This is a genomic window from Streptomyces sp. NPDC059355, from assembly GCF_042752335.1.
GTDB lineage: Bacteria > Actinomycetota > Actinomycetes > Streptomycetales > Streptomycetaceae > Streptomyces.
The window spans coordinates 227,787-245,172 of the sequence record NZ_JBHYXN010000004.1; the positions used below are offsets into that span (position 1 = coordinate 227,787).

Annotated in this window: 13 protein-coding genes; 6 read left to right on the top strand and 7 right to left on the bottom strand. The window is 73.7% G+C overall.

Annotated features, from left to right (window positions below; genetic code table 11):
* Positions 1–43: 43 nt before the first annotated feature.
* The 3 genes from ACFXGI_RS06175 to rpmG all read right to left on the bottom strand — a co-directional run bounded on the left by ACFXGI_RS06175 (position 44) and on the right by rpmG (position 1,252).
* Entirely contained in the window at positions 44–649 is a 606-nt protein-coding gene (locus ACFXGI_RS06175; RefSeq protein ID WP_384703977.1) for a GPP34 family phosphoprotein, read from the bottom strand.
* Positions 650–735: 86 nt separating this feature from the next.
* On the bottom strand, positions 736–978 hold the full coding sequence (locus ACFXGI_RS06180) for a type B 50S ribosomal protein L31 (protein ID WP_384703979.1): 243 nt from the start codon (positions 976–978) through the stop codon (positions 736–738).
* Between the two features lie 109 nt (positions 979–1,087).
* The gene (gene rpmG, locus ACFXGI_RS06185) at positions 1,088–1,252 is read right to left on the bottom strand and encodes a 50S ribosomal protein L33 (RefSeq protein WP_366101853.1); all 165 of its coding nucleotides are present in this window, start codon (positions 1,250–1,252) and stop codon (positions 1,088–1,090) included.
* A 180-nt stretch (positions 1,253–1,432) separates the two neighbouring features.
* On the opposite strand from rpmG, the gene ACFXGI_RS06190 reads away from it, so the two are divergent.
* Positions 1,433–1,993: a hypothetical protein gene (locus ACFXGI_RS06190; protein WP_384703981.1), complete on the top strand. Its 561-nt coding sequence runs from the start codon at positions 1,433–1,435 to the stop codon at positions 1,991–1,993.
* Between the two features lie 109 nt (positions 1,994–2,102).
* Here ACFXGI_RS06190 and ACFXGI_RS06195 read toward each other — a convergent pair whose 3' ends face one another.
* From ACFXGI_RS06195 to ACFXGI_RS06205, 3 genes are all read right to left on the bottom strand, one after another.
* Positions 2,103–6,896: a hypothetical protein gene (locus ACFXGI_RS06195; RefSeq protein WP_384703983.1), complete on the bottom strand. Its 4,794-nt coding sequence runs from the start codon at positions 6,894–6,896 to the stop codon at positions 2,103–2,105.
* A 59-nt stretch (positions 6,897–6,955) separates the two neighbouring features.
* Positions 6,956–10,399 carry a tetratricopeptide repeat protein gene (locus ACFXGI_RS06200; protein WP_384703985.1) on the bottom strand — a complete coding sequence of 1,148 codons (3,444 nt, stop codon included), beginning with the start codon at positions 10,397–10,399 and terminating at the stop codon, positions 6,956–6,958.
* A gap of 95 nt (positions 10,400–10,494) precedes the next feature.
* Positions 10,495–11,631, bottom strand: a complete 1,137-nt coding sequence (locus tag ACFXGI_RS06205; RefSeq protein WP_384703987.1) for an FAD-dependent oxidoreductase — start codon at positions 11,629–11,631, stop codon at positions 10,495–10,497.
* 120 nt (positions 11,632–11,751) lie between these two features.
* Between ACFXGI_RS06205 and ACFXGI_RS06210 the strand changes: the two genes are divergently transcribed.
* Positions 11,752–12,429: a TetR/AcrR family transcriptional regulator gene (locus ACFXGI_RS06210; RefSeq protein ID WP_384703988.1), complete on the top strand. Its 678-nt coding sequence runs from the start codon at positions 11,752–11,754 to the stop codon at positions 12,427–12,429.
* 85 nt (positions 12,430–12,514) lie between these two features.
* On the opposite strand, the gene ACFXGI_RS06215 is transcribed toward ACFXGI_RS06210, so the two are convergent.
* A complete protein-coding gene (locus ACFXGI_RS06215) occupies positions 12,515–13,372 on the bottom strand; it encodes a GNAT family N-acetyltransferase (RefSeq protein WP_384703990.1) in 858 nt (285 codons plus the stop codon).
* A gap of 233 nt (positions 13,373–13,605) precedes the next feature.
* On the opposite strand from ACFXGI_RS06215, the gene ACFXGI_RS06220 reads away from it, so the two are divergent.
* Genes ACFXGI_RS06220 through ACFXGI_RS06235 form a run of 4 tightly spaced genes read left to right on the top strand, consistent with a single transcriptional unit; the run spans position 13,606 to position 17,366 of the window.
* Positions 13,606–15,879 carry a nitrate- and nitrite sensing domain-containing protein gene (locus tag ACFXGI_RS06220; protein WP_384703992.1) on the top strand — a complete coding sequence of 758 codons (2,274 nt, stop codon included), beginning with the start codon at positions 13,606–13,608 and terminating at the stop codon, positions 15,877–15,879.
* A complete protein-coding gene (locus tag ACFXGI_RS06225; protein WP_030856876.1) occupies positions 15,876–16,310 on the top strand; it encodes a roadblock/LC7 domain-containing protein in 435 nt (144 codons plus the stop codon). Before ACFXGI_RS06220 ends, ACFXGI_RS06225 begins: the two co-directional genes overlap by 4 nt.
* Positions 16,310–16,780: a DUF742 domain-containing protein gene (locus ACFXGI_RS06230; protein WP_384703994.1), complete on the top strand. Its 471-nt coding sequence runs from the start codon at positions 16,310–16,312 to the stop codon at positions 16,778–16,780. Before ACFXGI_RS06225 ends, ACFXGI_RS06230 begins: the two co-directional genes overlap by 1 nt.
* A gap of 34 nt (positions 16,781–16,814) precedes the next feature.
* A complete protein-coding gene (locus ACFXGI_RS06235) occupies positions 16,815–17,366 on the top strand; it encodes an ATP/GTP-binding protein (protein WP_384703996.1) in 552 nt (183 codons plus the stop codon).
* The last annotated feature ends 20 nt before the right edge of the window (positions 17,367–17,386 follow it).

The window sequence follows — 17,386 nt, forward strand, 5'->3', positions numbered from 1 at the left end:
GGCTCTCGCACACGCCCGGCAATTCGAACGTTTTTGCGCCCGTCTAGGGTGCTCGCCAGACGTTGGCGAACGCCGCCTTCTCGATGGACCGCCGCTGACGTACGGCTTCCAGCTCCATCACCGCGTCGTTGACGATGGCCAGCACGGTCGTCACCGCCTCGTCGTCGAGGTCGAGCTCCTCCTCGGACGTGTCGCTCTGCACGCCCACCACCGCCGCGAGGGCGGCGAGCACGGGCTCGTCCGCCTCCCAGCGGTGCCGTGCCTGGCGGAGGGCGGGCGAATCGGCCAGCTCCACGCGCTCCGCCCCGAAGAGCGACCGGCCGCCGCGTCCCCGCGTCAGCTGACCGTCATCCTCGAGGGCGGCCTGGTACGCCGCGGCGAGGTCACGGCCCCTGCGCCACAGCCAGTCGTCGACCCGCTCGTACGGCACCTGCCGGGTGAGCGCGGCCGACGCATCGCCCAGGAGGCGGTCGTCCGACGCCGAGGGACCGCCCGGAACGATGCTGTCACCGTCCAAGGTGACGACCTGCGCGCCGATGAGATCGATCAGCTCGGCTCCCGCGAGTGCGAGCGACAAGTCGCCCTGTCCCACGGGGTGGTCCGGCTGCGGATCCATGGCGATGATGAACAGGTCTTTCGCCGTGGTCATGAACGGCTCCCCTCGGAGTCATCGGCAGTGGTGTGCCCACCCGGCGCCAGTATCGCTCCTGCCCGCGGTCAACCGCGGGAGGGCGCTCAGCGGTCGTAGCGCCGGTGGAAGCGCTCCACCCGTCCCTCGGCGTCCACGATCCGCGCGGTCCCCGTGTAGAACGGGTGGCTCGCCGACGAGATCTCGACGTCGACCAGAGGGTAAGTCTTGCCGTCTTCCCACTCGATGGTGCCCGGCGCGTGCGCGGTCGACCGGGTCAGGAACGCGGTGCCGGCCGCGCGGTCGCGGAAGACGACGGAGCGGGATTCGGGGTGGATGCGGGGCTTCATGCGGTGTCCTTCCTCATGCGCGTGGGCGGCGTGGGCCGCGTGCGAGCGTCGGCTCGTGTGCGTGCGTGCGTACGCAGGCACGCACGTGCCGGAGTGTTGCCGGTACGCCTCAGCGTTCCTCTCGAAAGGCGACGTGCTTGCCGGCCAGTGCGTCGTACTTCCGCAGGACGAGCCGGTCGGGGTTGTTCCGGGTGTTCTTGCGCGTCGTGTAGGTGGTGCCGGTCCCGGCCGTCGACTTCAGCCGGACGACGGGGCGTGTGGTGTTGCGTGCCACGTGGTGCTCCTCTCGGTGACATCCGCGCGGTGTTTGACTCGCGCATGCCAGCTGACTGCTCCAACAGGAGACCGGCCCGATGCATTCCCGCCCCGCGATCCAACCCCGGTCCGTTCCCCGTCCGAGTGATCATCGGTGTGGGTGCGTGTGCGGCGGGGCGCGGCTGCCCAGGATGGCGGCATGTCTCTTCGATCTTCGTCACTGCGCCGTGCGCTGGTTCCGTTCGTGGCCGCCCTGGCCCTGTCGGCCACCGTCGTGTCCTCCTCGGCCGCCGCGGCGGAGGCGTGCGGTTCGATCATCACCGCGCCCCTCGCCGCCCCCGTCTCCGCCGACGATCCCTGCCCCAGTACCGACCCGGTCGTGTGCCGTATCCGCGTGCTCCCGATGGACGAGAAGGTCGAGGCCCAGAGGACCCGCATCCGCTACCACGGACTCCTCGAGGACATGCACCGGACCGCCGCCGACATGCGGAACGCCGGGGCCACCGACGAGGAGGTCGCCAGGGAACTCGTCGACATGCGCAACCAGGCCAAGGCGATCACCCGCGCGGGCATGACCCCGGAGGAGGTGCGCATCCTGGAGGAGCGGAACACGGCCAAGTACGGTAACCCGCTCGGGCCCACGGCGGACCAGCTGTACGCCAAGTACGGCACCTGGCAACAGGTCATCGACGCGTCCATGCGGACGAGCTACGCCGTCGACCGCGAACTGAGCCTCGAGTACAAGCCCTGCCCCGTCTAGCGCCTGTCCTTCGGGGTGTACTGGCCGGTCTTGACCAGGCGGGGCGGGGCGGTGCGGGGCGGTGGCGGAGTTCGCGGCCGGCGGGTCGCTACCGGTTCGCCGCCCGGGCTCAGTTGGCGTCGGGGCTCGCCTCGCCGGACTCACGTTCCCAGGCTGCGGCGAACATCTCGTGCAGCGGTGCCGTCGGCAGGATCCGCCCGAACGGGCTGCGGATCTCGTTGCGCCACAGCGGGCGCACCGCATGCGGAGGCAGCTTCACCGTCTCCAGCGGCAGGTGCGGGGACTTCAGCTCGCTCCACGCCCCGGGCAGGAACAGGGTCCGGCCCGCCCGCGCCCGCTTGGCCTCCACCACCCGGCCCGTGCCCAGCAGTTCCGTACGGGCCGCGGCGTGCTGCTTGGGCGACCAGCCGTTCCAGCGCCGCACGTTCCGGTCGGTGGGCGCGGCGAGCGCCGCCAGCTGGAGGTACAGGGCAGCCGCGTCCGCGCCGACCCCGAGCCGCTCGGACACCCGTACGACCAGCTCCGGGCACGACTGCCGCGGGTCCGCCTCGTAGGAACCGGCCGGCACCGCTCCGGAGCGGGCCCGGTGCATCATCCGCTCCAGACCGCCGCCGGCCGACAGCGGCGCCACCCGGTCCAGCTCCTCGGCCAGATCGGTGACCTCCCGCACCCGCCGCCACACCTCCGGGTCGGCCACCGCCGCGGGCCGCAGGAACGCGGCACCGCCGGGCGCGCACACGACCAGCGGCCCGGAGTCGTACGCGGTCACCCCGACCGGCTTCGCCTCCTTGCGGCGATCCGTCGCCACCGGCAGCCGCCCGGGCCCGAAATGCTCCGCGATCCGCTCCGCGGTGTCCTGGACCCGCTCACCGGCCAGTGCCATCAGCAGCTCCGGACGATCGAGCTCCGTGCGCAGCCTCTCGTACAGGTCCATGGCGCCGGCGACCGCCGGATCACCCACGGGCCGGTCCGTCCAGGCCCACACCAGCGCGCTCGCGATCTGCCGGAGCGCGAGCCCCACCGGAGTGCGGTACGGCAGCTCCGCTCCGGCCCGCGGCACCGCCCGGACCTCCACCCCCACCCCGTACGGTGTCGCCGCCAGCTCCCAGCCGGCCGCCTCCACGGTGGCATCCGCGGCCGCTTCGTACCCGCCCGCGAGCCGCCGGGCCCACACCTCCGGCAGCCCCAGCTCGGCCTCCAGGGCGTCGGCCGCCCCGTCGTCCGGGGCGGGGAGCGTCCCGAGGCGCTCCCGCCACACCTCGGCCATGCGCTCGGCGGCCGCCTCGATCCCGCCCGCCCGCCACAGCTCGGCCGGGTCCTCGGGCAGGCCCGCCGCCAGGACGGCGCGCCGACCCGCCCCGCCGAGCCGCGCGCGCAGCCGCTCGTACGACTCGGCCGTCATCGGGGTCGCCTTGTACGGGGCCCTGCGCGCCAGGGCGCGGTCCTCGTCACGGTCGGGGCGGCCGACGAGGCCCGCCACCACGAGCCGGGCCACCGCCCTGCGCACGCCGGTCAGCTCGGCGAAGCGCGCGGCAGCCGACTCCGGTACCCGGACCGGCCCGTGCGCCTCGACCGCCGCGACCAGGGCCCGCAGCCGGGCGGCGTCATCGCGCTCCACCCGGACGAGCCGGGCCTGCGGAACCGCCGCCGGTACCGGGTCCCCGCCCGCCTCACCCGAAGGGGCGGCCGCCGCCACGAACCAGGTCTCCGAGCCGCCGGCCCGCACCGGCCAGGACGCCGCCGCGACCCCGCCCCCGCGCAGCCCGTCCACCACCCCGGCGGACGCGCGGCCCACCCACCACCGGCCGCCCGCGCGGGCGAACGGCTGGTCGGCCCAGGTGTCCAGCAGCGCCAACAGAGCGGCCCGCTCCCCGTCCGCGGTCGGCTCCACCGCCGCGCGCCAGGCGGCGGCGTCGATCGCACCCACCAGCTGCGACCAGTCCCGCGGGGGCGCCGGCGGCGAGAGCCGGCGCACCTCCTCGGCGATGGTCCCCGCCAGACAGGCCCCGTCCGTGGCCAGTGCGCCCAGCGTCGCGGGCAGGTTCACATCGGGACTCCGGCGCCACGGGTCGTCGCCCCCCTCCGAGACGAGCCCGAACAGCGCGGGCATCAGCTCGGTGTCCGGCGCGGACCGGCGAGGCACGGCCGGCGGCGCCTGCGCGAGCAGGGTCACCCGCCGGTGCAGGGCGAGCCTGCGCTCCTCCACCCGGGCGGCCCGCTCGGCCACCGCCACCACGGCCTCGACCAGCACCGGATCGCCGACGTCCGGCAGCTCCCGGGCCACGGTGGCACGCAGCTCCTGCGCGTCCGCGCGGGCCGCCTTCAGCAGGGCGTCCGCGGTCTCCCGGCCCACCCCTCTCAGCTCCCGGGATCCGGCCGCGTCCCGGGTCCGCAGCAGGTACCAGAAGGCGGGCGGCAGGGCCACGCCCCCCGACGCGGTGACGCGGCGCACCGGGGCCACCCGCGGATGGCGCGGCGACCGGTGCCCGTCCAGCTCCCACAGCAGCGAGCCGTCGGCGGCGTACGCGCGCACGCCCGTCCGCGTCTGCGCCTCGGCGAGGACCACGTCCTCCGCCCCGCCGGCCGCCGCACCTTCCGGCGGCGCCCACAGGCCCCACGGCTCCTGCCCCGGCCGGTCGATGTCGAACCGGGCCGTACGCCCGTCCACGCTCTCCACCAGGTAGTGGTCCGGCGCGTGGTCGCGGTGCCGGGTACGGAACAGCACGCGCGTACCGACCAGCCCCTCCCGGCTGCCCAGCGGGGAGGTGGCCAGACCGGCGGGCAGCGGCGCCAGTTGCAGGGCCTCCGAGGCCAGGGACATGCCGGCCTCGGACGGCTCCGCGGCCGGATCGGCGCTCGCCGCGCGACCCGGGAAGTCCGGCAGCGCGACCGCGCCCCGCGGCTCCCCGGTGACCGGGTCCACCACCTCCCACGGGCGGCGCCCGAACACGGCGTTGGTCCAGATCCGCGAGCCGTCGCCGAGCTGCAGCTCGTCCCGGTCGATGCCCTCCGTCCCACCCGGACGCAGGACCCCTCGGCCACCGTGGCGCCCGCCCCCGTCGGCGGTCTCGAACTGGAAGCCGTACGCCCCGTCCAGACTGCCGCCGAACGGCACCAGCCCGTCCACCTCGTCGGGTGCGAACACCTCCGAGGGACGGTCCGCCCACGCGGCGGTGTCGCAGTGGTAGGGGCTGGGCTTGACCGTCCAGCTCACCAGGAAGGAGCCGCCCACGTAGTGCACCGCGTACATCGTCGCTCCGTCGGGCACCGCGAACCCGCAGGATCCCCGCACCCCGTCCGGTCCGACGGCGACCGCCCGGTCCCGCCCGAACACCGTCAGCACCGGCCAGGTGGCGGTCACCCCGGCCACCCCTGCCACCCCCGCCGGCCCCGGCGGCGCCCCGTCCGCCCCCTCTGCGCCGAGGCCCGCCGCGAACTCGGCGTACACCGACTCCAGGGCCGGCCAGGCCAGTTCCTCTGGCAGCCCGGCCGCCAGCGAGCGCCGCAGCGCACCGGCCGCCCCCGCCTCGGCGAGGGCGTCGGCGATGCCGCCGAGCGCCGACACCGTCGGCCGGTCCAGTACGGTCTCCAGCTCGGCCACGGCCTCCTCGGCCCCGGCCATACCGCCGCCGGCCACGGTGTCGACGAGCTTGCCGACCCGTACGGCGACCTCCTGCGCGATGCCCTCGTTGCCCGGGAGCAGCGTCACCGCCGAACCGGACCGGCGCCCGCGCGCCGGCCCCCACCGCTGCAGCAGATCCGCGTGGACGGTCCCCTCCAGCCGCGGGCCGAACACCGGGTCGGCGGCCAGCGCCGCCAGGTCCCGCCGCGCTCGCTCGCCCCAGAACCGCATCCGCGTCTCCGGCCCCGGGTCGACGACCGCCACCCCGGCCGCCAGACAGGCGTCCAGCACGTCCGCGTCGAAGCCCTGGTAGTGATGGCGGGTGGTGTGCACCGTCACCGCGGTCCCCTCCGCCCGCAGGCACGGCCCCAGCCGGCCCACCAGATCGAGGAATTCCACCGGCAGCGGCTGCCGGGCCACCCCGCCCCCGGACTGCGCCGCGTACTGGTACATCCGTACGTAGTTCCCCACCCAGTGGTGCAGCCCGCCCTCGGGCACCACCCGCCCGGCCGCCATGGCCTCCGCGGCGCCACAGCCGATGAGCATCCGCAACCAGGCCCCGCCGTCGGTGACTCCGTCCGGGAACACCTCCACCAGCCCGGCGAGGAGGGCGTCCGTCGGCGGATGGGCCGTCAGGACCGTGCCCGCGGCGTCGAGGAGCGCGTCCGGAACGGACTTCTTCCTTGTGACCGACAGGATCGCGCCCACCAGCCGCGCAGCCTCCTCGTCCCCGTACCCGGCGGCCTTCGCGGAGGCCCGTACCCGGCGCACCAGATCGGCCGGCAGGTCCGCCGGCGAACCCGCCCAGGCGGTCAGGAACGCCTCCAGGGCCGTGTGCGCGGCGGACGGCTCCAACGTCTCGGCGAGGAACCGCTGGTGTGCCCCGAACTCCTTGGCCGGCATGGCCCCGCCCGCCGCGAACAGCAGCGCGTTGGCCCTGCGGTATCCGGCGTCGACCGGGAGCCCGTGCCCCGTCTCGGCCGACCGCGCCGCCGCATAGGCCCGGCCGCCCGGACGGCTCCCGTAGCCGATCAGCCGATGGCCCACGGTGTCCCAGAACCACGGCAGATGCGCCGCCGGCAGCCGCCGCGCCCGCGCCGCCATCGCGTCCACGAACCGGCCGGGCTTGGTCCAGGACCGCCCGAGTTCGGTGCGCATGTCCTCGACCAGATCGCGGGCGGTCCCGGCTGCGCCCGGGTCGTGGGCGGCGACCCAGTCGGCATACGTGGTCGAGGTGTGGGCACCGGCGGTGGGCAGCAGGGCTTCCAACGAGACGATCATGCTTTGCATCGTCGCACGCGGCTCCGACAACGCCGCCCGACGGGGAAACGGGACGCTTCCTAGGTTCGGGGCGCCCGGTCCCAGTCGAGTTCCCACAGGCGCAGGGACTCGTCCCGGTCCGCGGTGAGCACGAAGCCGGCGTCCGGGGTGACGGCCAGTGCGGTGACCGTCTTCATGTGGCCGTCGAGGATCCGCAGGCAGCGGCCCGTTGCGACGTCCCACACCCGCGCCGCCGAGCCGGTGCCGCCGGTGAGCAGATGGCGCCCGTCGGCGCTGAACCGCAGGTGCGAGGCCTGCCGCGGATGCGTCTCGAAGGTCCGTACCTGCTCGCCGCCGGAGGTGTCCCACACCCGGATCCGACCGTGCAGTTCCTCGCCGGACCGGACCGCCTCGGCAGCCACGATCAGGGTGCCGTCGGGACTCGGACACACCTTGGCCGTCAGCGCCGACTCGATCCGGACGGCTCGTACGCACTCGCCCGAGTCCAGGTCCCACAGCCGGGCCACCTTGTCGTCGCCGGCCGTCACCACCCGACGGCCCGCCGCGTCGAACGCCAGGGAGGTGACGAGCCGCTCGGGCATCGGCAGGACCCGCAGCCGACGGCCTTCGCACAGGTCCCACAGCGTCATCGTCGCTGTGACCCGGTTGACCGCCATCGCCAGCCGCGCGGCCGGATCGATCGCTACCCTGATGCCGTTGCCCCTCCCGACCGGCAGCGTGCTCAGGCAACGGCCGGAGGAGACCGACCAGGTCTGGATGCCCGAGGCCGAGCCGGAGACGACCCGCGTGCCGTCAGCGCTCAGCCGCAGCGTTTCGAGGGGCCGGCCGCCGGTCTCGATCACCCGCAGGCGGGTGCCGGACGCGAGGTCCCAGACCTGTATCCGCTTGTCGACGTCGCCGTACACGCCCAGTGCGGCGTCCCGAGTCAGGTCCACCGCCCGCCCGCTGACGATGTCCCGGTACTCCCCGGTCCGGGCCGGGAGGGTCCGGGCGGCCCAGGCGTCCCGCAGCCCGGTGCGCTCGGTACGCGGGCCCAGGGAGCGCAGCGCGGAGAGGACCCGAGGCGCGCGTGCGCAGCCGGGCAGGGTGCGGGCCCGCCCGAGCAGCTCGAGCGCCTCGGCGGTCCGGCCGGCGGTCGCGGCCTCCTCGGCCGCGGCGGTCAGTCCCTTCAATTCCTGTTCCAGGGAGCCGAGTTCGGCGTACCGGCCGGGGCGGCCCAGTTGGAGCGGGGCGGTGAAGCCCCTCGGCAGCAGCCACTGGCGGGCGGTGCCGTCGAGACTCGCGGAGAAGGCGTGCCTCCCGTCGGGGGCGAACCGGACCGCGGTCACGGGCTCCTCGTGCCCGCGGAAGGTGCGCACGCAGCGGCCGCGGTCGAGATCCCACCACATCACGGATCCGTCCCAGCCACCCACCAGCAGCGAGCCGTCGTCCGCGTCGAGCGCCGCCGAGCGGACGTGGAAGTCCGACGGCAGCCTCAGCAGCCGGACACAGCGTCCGCTGAAGAGGTCCCACAGCCGGAAGACCTTGTCCCGGCCCAGGACGACGGCGCGATCACCCCGCTGCCCGAACCAGATCTGCCGGACCCCGCCGGGATATTCGTCCCAGCGCCGGACGCACTCCCCGGTCGTGAGGTCCCACAGCCGCAGGACCGCGGACGCGGTGCCGTTGCCGCCGAGCACGCGGCGCCCGTCCGCGCTGACCGCCACCTGCGCACCGCCGGATTTGCCGGGCAGGGTCGCCAGGTGGCGCCCGGCGAGGAGGTCCCAGACCTGGATCCGGCCGTCGGCCTCCGCCCACACCGCGGTGCTCCCGTCGGCGTCGAGGCGTACCGGGGAGGCGGCGATGTTGAGCACCAGGGCGTCCGGGCGCGCCCGGTGGACCACGACGAAGGGCCGGCCCGCCCGCTCGTTCCGCTCGTTCCGCCTGTCGTGGCGGCGTGCGTTCACCGGACCCTCGCCGTCTTCCCAGCGGGTGATGCCGACGGTGCGCACCAGCCGGCCCTGCGCCAGATCCCAGAGCCGCACCGTCCGGTCCCGGCCCGCGGAGACGGCGTAGCGCCCGTCCGCGCTGATGTCGGCGGAGTCGACCTGGCCGGTGTGCCCGGTGAGCGCCTTCACCTGCGCTCCGGTACGTGTGTCCCAGACCCGTACCGTGTGGTCCGCGGCGCCGCACACCGCGAGCCGGAAGTCCGGGGTGGTCCGCAGGTCGTGGTCCGGCGGCGTCTTCCCGGCCGGGAACGTCTGCCACGGCAGGTCCCACCGGGCGACGCACCGGGCGTCAGCGGCCCCACGGGAGGCGAGGACACGGCGAGCCTGGCGGGCCTCGGGCCCGTCCGGGCGCTCCCGTGTCGTCCGTTCCAGGAGAGCGCTCGCCGAGGGCATGTCGCCCCGTTCCAGGTGGACCAGGGCGGAGAGCAGGTCGACCGCCGGCGGGTCGTCCGAGCCCTCCCGTACGCGTGCGAGGGCGGCCAGGAGCCCCTCGTCGGTGAGGTCGCCCCGCCGCCATGCCAGCAGACCGGTGTTGTAGTTCGCCTGCCGGTGTCGGGGATCGGCGGCCAGGGCGGCGGTGAAGGCGTTCTCGGCTTCGTCGGGCCGCCCCAGGTCGAGCAGCGACAGGGCGCGGTTGTTCAGCTCGTCGGCGCGCAGGGCTATGGCGGCGGGCCAGGCGCGCGGGTACGTGTGGCCGGTGAACTCGGCGTAGGTGCGCATGAGATCGTGGGCGACCTCGTTCATGGAGCGGGGTGGGTCGGCGGGGTCGCCCCGCAGGCAGCGCTCCAGCAGTCCGGCCAGGGACTTCGGCGTGTGGAGAGCCGCGCCGGCCGAGCCGGGCATCCAGGTGGCACCACCGTCGAACATCTCGACGACCGAATCCGCGAAGCCGACCCAATCGCTGCGGCTGCTGCCGTGCCGCTGCCCGGTCGCGTGCCCGGGTACCCGCCCGAAGCCGGTGACCTTCGCGACAGGGGCCGGACCGTCGCCCGAGGTGCTGATGAGGACGTTCGCCGGCTTGACGTTCCGGTGGAGGACCCCTTGACCGTGGGAGTGCCCCAGTCCCCAGGCGATCTGGACGGCGAGGTCGAGGATCCGGGCCGTGGCCCGCTCGGGGCCGCCCGCGTAGAGGCGACCGTCGTCGATCCACTCGCGCAGACTGCCGCCGGTCACGTACTCGGCGAAGATCCGCGGGACCCCGCCGATCGTGCTGACGTGATGGCAGCAGCAGACGTGCGGATGGGGGCTGATCCCCAGCCACTGCCCGGCCCCTTCGGCGAACCGCTCCCTCGCGCCGTCGTTCTGCATGAGCCGGGGCCGGGGGCTCCTCACCGCCAGGTCGATCCCCCAGTCGAGGTGGCGCACGCGGTACAGGAGGACGCCGTCGCCGTCGCCGTCGGCCTCGCCGTCCCGGTCCCCGTGCCCGTCCGCGGGCAGAACCTCGTACCGGCCTTCGATCACGTCACCCACACGCCAGATCTCCGCCAGGTCCACCCCTCCCGTACCGGCTGACATGCCCGCCTCCCCGTCCCCGTCGCGCGCCTGCCTGCCTGCCCGCCCTTCCGTCCGGCAGCGTGTACGACGAACGGGCCCGGCCCGCGGGTTCCCGTTCAGCCGGCCGGCTCGTGGTCGGTGAACAGGGAGACGAAGCTGTGCGGGGCGTTCTCGTCGAAGCACAACTCGTGGTTCCGGGCGGCCTCGGCGGCGGCATCGGTGCTCCGGGGGAAGAGGGCTTCCTCGTACGCCGTGAGTGCGGCCTCGACGTCGTCCGGGTGTGCGGCGATGGCGTTGGCGAGCTCGGCGCCGTCGTACATGGCGAGGTTGGCGCCCTCACCGGCGAACGGCGACATCAGGTGGGCGGCGTCGCCGAGCAGCGTGACGCCGGGCACGCGGTCCCACCGGTGCCCGATCGGCAGGGCGTTGACGGTCCGGGGAACCGGAGGGGTCTCGCCGTCCGTGATGAGTGCGGTGAGCTCCGGGGCCCAGCCTTCGAACTCCGCGGCGACCCGGGCCGTGGCCGCGCCCGCGTGGCCGAAGTCGATGCCGGCGATCCACTCCTCCGGCTTGTTGAGCGCCACGTAGGTGTGCAGGACGCCGCCGGGCTCCCGGTGGGCGAGGATCCCCTTCCCGGGTGCGAGCGCGAAGAGGGCCCCGCCGCCGACCGCCCGCGCACTGTCCCGGTGCCGGGTGTCGGAGTCGTACAGATAGGTCTCGACGAAGGAGATTCCGACGTACTCGGGCTTCGCGTCGGACAGCAGGGGGCGGATCCGCGACCAGGCCCCGTCCGCGCCGACCAGCAGGTCCGTCGTCACGGTCGCCCCGTCCGCGAACGTCACCTCGTGCCGGCCGCCGCCGAGCGGGCGGACCGAGGCGGCCTTGCGCCCCCACTTGATCGTGTCGGCGGGGAGCGAGTCGAGCAGGATGCGGCGCAGGTCGCCGCGGTGGACCTCCGGACGCCCGCCGGTGCCGTCGTCCGGCTCGTCGCGGAGCACCGTTCCGTCCTGGTCGAGCACGCGTGACGCTTCACCGCCTTCATGGACGAGTCCGAGGAATGCGTCGAAGAGGCCGGCGGCCTTGAGGGCGAGCTGCCCGTTGTAGTCGTGGATGTCGAGCATGCCGCCCTGCGTGCGCGCGGTCGGCGAGAGCTCCGCCTCGTAGATCGTCGCCGGAATTCCGTGGACGTGGAGGACGCGGGCGAGGGTCAGCCCTCCGAGCCCGGCTCCGATGATCGTGACGTGAGTGGTCATGGTGGTTCCCTGCCGTTCGCATCGCCGGCATCTCTGGAATGCCGTTCCACATCAGAATGGAACCCCGTTCCAGCGATGTCAAGGTGGAACGGGGTTCCAGGCGTATGCCAGGATGGATGCATGGCAACCAGGACGCGTCGTGCGGAGCGACGGGAGGAACCGCTCTCCCGGGAGCGGATCGTCGAGGCGGCGATCGGGATCCTCGACGCGGCGGGTGAGGGCGGACTCACGTTCCGCGTGCTGGCCGAGCGCCTCGCCACCGGGCCGGGTGCCATCTACTGGCATGTCTCGGGCAAGGACGAGCTCCTCACCGCCGCCACCGAGGGCGTCGTCGCCGGCACCGTGATCGGCGGCGCTTCCGCGGAGACGCCGCAGGAGGCGATCCGCGCCCTCGCGCTCCGGTTGTTCGACGCGATCGACGCGCACCCGTGGATCGGCAACCAGCTCGCCCGCTCGCCGGGGCAGTCGCCGATGCTGAGGGTCTTCGAACACCTCGGGCGCCAGGTCCGGGCGCTCGGGGTACCCCGGGCCGCCCAGTTCACCGCCGCGTCCGCGCTCCTGAACTACATCCTCGGAGTGGGCGGACAGAACGCGGCCAACGCCCATGGCCGGGAATCGGAGAAGAGCCGGACGGAGTTCCTCGACACCGTCTCGGCCGCATGGGCGAATCTCGATCCCGACGAGTACGCGTTCACCCGTGACGTCGCGGAACAACTCCGCGACCATGACGACCGAGTCGAGTTCCTCGCCGGAATCGACCTCGTCCTCGCCGGGATCACCGCGTCGGCATCCGACTGACCCGGCGGGGGCGGGGGACGGCCACCCTGAGGCCGGGTGCACGGGCCCACGAGGCGGCCGCGGAGGTCCGCCCCGCGGGCCGCCGTCAGAGGTCGATCGAGCGGTACTCGTCCAGCACGGCGAAGCCGGTGCTGTCGTAAAGGCCCATCGCGACCTCGTTCCCGCCGAACACGTTGAACATCATCACCTCGTCGCCGCCGTGCCGCGTGGCCCACTCGCCTACGGTCATCGCGGCCCGGCCGTACCCCTTGCCCCGGTGCTCCTCGTACACCTCCAGCGAGCAGCCGAAGGTCACGCCCGGCAGGAAGCCGTGGTTCACCCAGCCGGTGCCGACCACCCGGCCGTCGGCCTCCATCGCGTAGAAGCCGTGACCCGGCGTCAGGTACCCCTGCGGGAGGTGGTGCGCGAAGTCCTGGTCGGACTTCTCCTTGGCCTGCTCCGGCGTGAGCGCACCGGCCCGGACGATGTCCGCGATGTACCCCGCCTCCTCGGCGGCGTACCAGCCCGGGTACTCCTCCTCGGTGAGCGGGCGGACCGTCAGGCCCGCAGGCAGCTCGGGGTGCTCGGCCGCGGCCCGCATCCGGTTCTGCCGCCGCACGGGATAGTCCGCGAACGCTTCCGCCCCCGCTCCGCCGGTGAGCCGGACCTCCACCCGCTCCGCACCCTGCTCGGCGCACCACCGTTCGGCCCACTCCCGCCCCCGGGGCACCGTCAGGTCGTGGATCCGGCCCACGAGCGCCCCGTTCTCCTCCGTCACCCCGACCGCGATCCAGCCGGTGCCGTCCGTGGCCACCGTCCAGTCGTCGATGCCCTTCACCGCCCGCTCCAGCAGCGCCCGGGCCAGCGGCTCCGAACACCCCGCGGCCCGGTACCCGGCCAGCACCCGCTCCTCGAACCCGCCCCGCCACTCGGCCTGACCGGCCACCATCCCCATCTCGTCCATCCGCCCACCCTAGGGGCGACGGCGAACAGGGCCCGGACCTTTTTCAACGGGCCTCGCCGCGAGTGAGCGACTGTCGGTACATCAACCGCCGGGTGCGGCTGTATGTGTTCTTTGTGGCTGGATATGATCGGCGCCTGTCGCTCGCGCGATCCTGCCCCGCCGCATCCCGAGGACCGATGTCTCCCATACCCGAAGGCACCCCAGGGCCGTCGAAGGCCCGAAGACGGCGCACCGTGCGCCTCCGTACGATGCTCATCTGGCTCGCGGTCGTCCCCACCGTGGCCATGGGCACCCAGGTGGCGGTGACCGCCGAACGGCTGCTGGTACAGGCCGACCACCTGCGCGACGACTTGGCGGCCAGCAAGCGGATCGGCGAGCCGCTGTTCCGGCTCATGGCCGAGCTGCAGGCCGAACGCAAGACGACCGCCGCACGGTGGGCGGGCACCCCGGTCCCCGACGCCGATCTGCGCGACCGCAGGGCCGCCACCGATCAGGCCGTGGCAGAGTTCCGACGGCTCTCGGCCGACACGGGCGGCCGGCCGGAGTCCGCGCAGGCCGCGGAACACGTGAGCGACGTCAAGACCCGCCTCGACCAGCTGACCGCCTTCCGCTCGCGCACGGACGCCCGTACCGGTGTCGCCGCGCAGACGATCGCGTACTACAACGGCGTCATCGACGGGATCACCGGTCTCTACCAAGGGGCGTTCAGCCGCACCGACGACGCCGCGCTCGTCGAGGAGAGCCGCCCGGTCGTCGCGATGATCTCCGCATCCGAGATGCTGGCCCGCCAGGACACGATCCTCACGCTGGCGGGGCCTTCCAGAGAGCTGACGCCCGCCGCCTTCGGGGAGTTCCTCGATGACGCAGGTGCGCACCGGCACCTGTACGACACCTGGATCGTGCCGTACCTGCCGCCCGCGGAGAAGGAGACGTACGAGAAGGTCACCTCCTCGGACGCCTGGAAGACCAAGCTCCGCGTCGAGAACGCCATCATCGCGCAGCACAAGGTCACCGATGCCGGGATGAAGCTCCCGGCCGATGTCGGCGCCTGGCCGGCGGCGTACCAGGAGTTCGCGGCTCAGCTGGTCGAGCTGGGCACCCAGCGCTCGCGGGACCTGCTGGCGCACGCCGACGCGAACGCCGGCGAGCTGGAGACCCAGGTCTACTGGCTGGTCGGCGGAAGCGCCGGCGCACTGCTGCTGGTCGTGGCCGTCGTCGTGGTCACCACCCGCTCGGTGCTCCGCCGTCTGCGGCGGTTGCACGAGCGCACCGTGGCCATCGCCGAGCAGACGCTGCCGGATGTCGTGGCCCGGCTGCACCGCGGCCAGCCCGTCGACGACGCCATGCTGCCGTCGGTGAGCGGGAACCAGGACGAAGTCGGGCGGATCAACGACGCGTTCGCCCGGGTCGTCGCCGTGTCCGTCGACGGCCACCGGCAGCTCGCGGCCGAACGGCACGGCTTCGGCATGTTCGCCTCCGGCATCGCCTCGCGCACCGGCAACCTGGTCAGCCGCCAGCTGAGCCTCACCGAGGAAATCCAGGACACGTTCGGCCACGACGAGGCACTGCTCGCCGAGTTGATGCGGTCCGACCAGCTGACCGTCGGCATGCGGCGGCAGGTCGAGAACCTGCTCATCCTGTCCGGCGGAGAGGTCCCCGACCCGCACACCGAGCCGATGCGGGTCGCCGACCTGCTGCGCGAGGCGGCGGCGGAGGTCGAGGACTTCCGGCGGATCGAACGGCACGCGCTCGACGAGGCGAGCGTCGAACCGAGCGTGATCAGCCAGATAAGCCATCTGCTGGCCGAGCTGCTGGACAACGCCACCCGGTTCTCGCCGCCGCGGTCGAAGGTGGTCATCCGGGCGGAACTGGTCGCGGACGGGCTGTCGGTGGAGATCGAGGACCGTGGGCCGCGCGTGGGCGTGGCCGGCTACGAGGAGATGAACCGGCGCCTCCACTCGGCCCCGCCCTACTCCGAACTCGCCGAGAACGCGCACCGGCTGGGCCTCTTCGTGGTCGGCCACCTGGCCGACCGGCTGAAGGCCAAGGTCACGCTGAGGCGCTCGGTGTACGGGGGGACCTCGGCGGTGGTCGTGCTGCCGAACGACCTGCTTGCACGGGCGGCCGCCCCGGCCGGAGCCGCCGCGGCCGTGTCGGCGCCCGTCCCCGCTCCCGTACCCGTACCCGTACGGCGGGCTGCGCCCGAACCGGTCCCGGAGCCGACCGCCGCCGAGCGGCCGGAGCCGACCCCGGCCCCGTCCCCGGCATTGGCGGAGCGTACGCCGGCGCTCCGGCCCGTGACCGCGGAGAGCGGCACCCGCCCCGCCCTCCCGGAGCGCGTCCCGCAGACCCACATGACCAGGCAACTGCGCACGCCGCGAGCGCCCGAGCCGGAGCCGGGCCCCGGCACGGACACCCCCGAAGAGGTCGCCGACGCCTGGGCGGACTATGAAGAGGGGACGCAGAAGGTGGAAGCCGAGCTCAGACAGGAACAGGATCAGCGATGACGACGACCCCCAACTCCGCGACGTCCGGCACTTCGACGTCGAACGACGCGATCTTCAGTGTTCTGGAGAACCATCTGAACCGGATCGCCGGCATCCAGGGCGCCGTACTCCTCTCCAACGACGGGATCCCGCTCACCGCCTATCTCCTCGACCGGGACCAGTCGGAACGCATGGCGGCCGCCGCCTCCGGGATCGCCGCCACGATGAAGGCGATATCCCGGGAGATCGACGGCGGCCGCGTGATCCGCCAGCTGGTCGAGATGGACGACCGGTACCTCTGCGTCGTGGGGTGCGGGGAGGGCAGCACGCTCCTCGTGGTGACCTCCCGCAAGGCCCGCCTCGGCGAGCTGGGCGGCGAGGCCGTACGTACGGCACAGGCGCTCGGTGAATGGCTGGGCACGCCCGAGCGTCCCGCGGCGCCGAAGTCGTAATGCCCGAGCCCGAGATGTCGGAGCCCGAAAGACCCGAATCCCCGGCGTCGGATTCCCCGGCTTCGGAATCCGAGACCTCGGAGACCGAGCCGTCCGCACGGGAGACGTCCGAGGAGCCGCGGCGCGGCGGCCGCCGCCGTACCCGGCTGTACGCGCTGACGGACGGCCGGACCGCCGCGCCGCACACGGTGCTCACCATGGACACGACGATCACGGCGGCCGTCGGCGCCGAGGGCCGGGGCGGCCTGCCCACCGAGTGGCAGGCCGTCCTGGCCATGTGCGCCCCGCCGGGCGGGCTGGCGGTCGCCGAGATCGCGGCGCGTATGCGGATCCGGCTCACGCCGATGACGCTGCTGCTCGGCGAGCTCGCGGACCGCGGGCTGATCCACCATCAGCCGCCCTTGCAGGGGGCGGAGACCACCAACGTCCACATGCTCATGAGAATCAGGGACAACCTTGCCCGGATATGATGGATATGACCCGTCTGTCACCGCTGCCGGACAGGTGTCGCCTGTCAAGATCCTCGTCGCGGGAGGCTTCGGCGTCGGCAAGACGACCCTGGTCGAGACGATCTCCGAGATCGAGCCGCTGCGTACGGAGGAGCGGCTGACCGCGGCCGGAGTGGGCGTCGACGACCTCGACGGGATCGAGTCCAAAGCGGTCACCACGGTGGCGATGGACTTCGGCCGGCTCACCCTCGCCGACGCGGGCGTCGTCCTCTACCTGTTCGGCACCCCGGGCCAGGAACGCTTCTGGTTCCTGTGGGACGACCTGCTGAGCGGAGCCCTCGGCGCGCTCGTCCTGGTCGACACGCGTCGCCTGGACCGCAGTTTCCCGGCCATCGACTTCTTCGAGAGCCGCGGGCTGCCGTTCGTCGTGGGCGCGAACTGCTTCCACGGCGAACAGCCGTACACCGCCGAGGAGATCGGCGCCGCGCTGCACCTGCGCGACCCCGGGACGCCCGTCCTGCTGCTCGACGCCCGCGCCCGCACGGACGCCCGCGACGTGCTCCTCGCCCTCCTCGACCTGTTGATCAGCTCGGCGGACGCGGCGTAGGGGGCGCGGCGGGCGGCCGT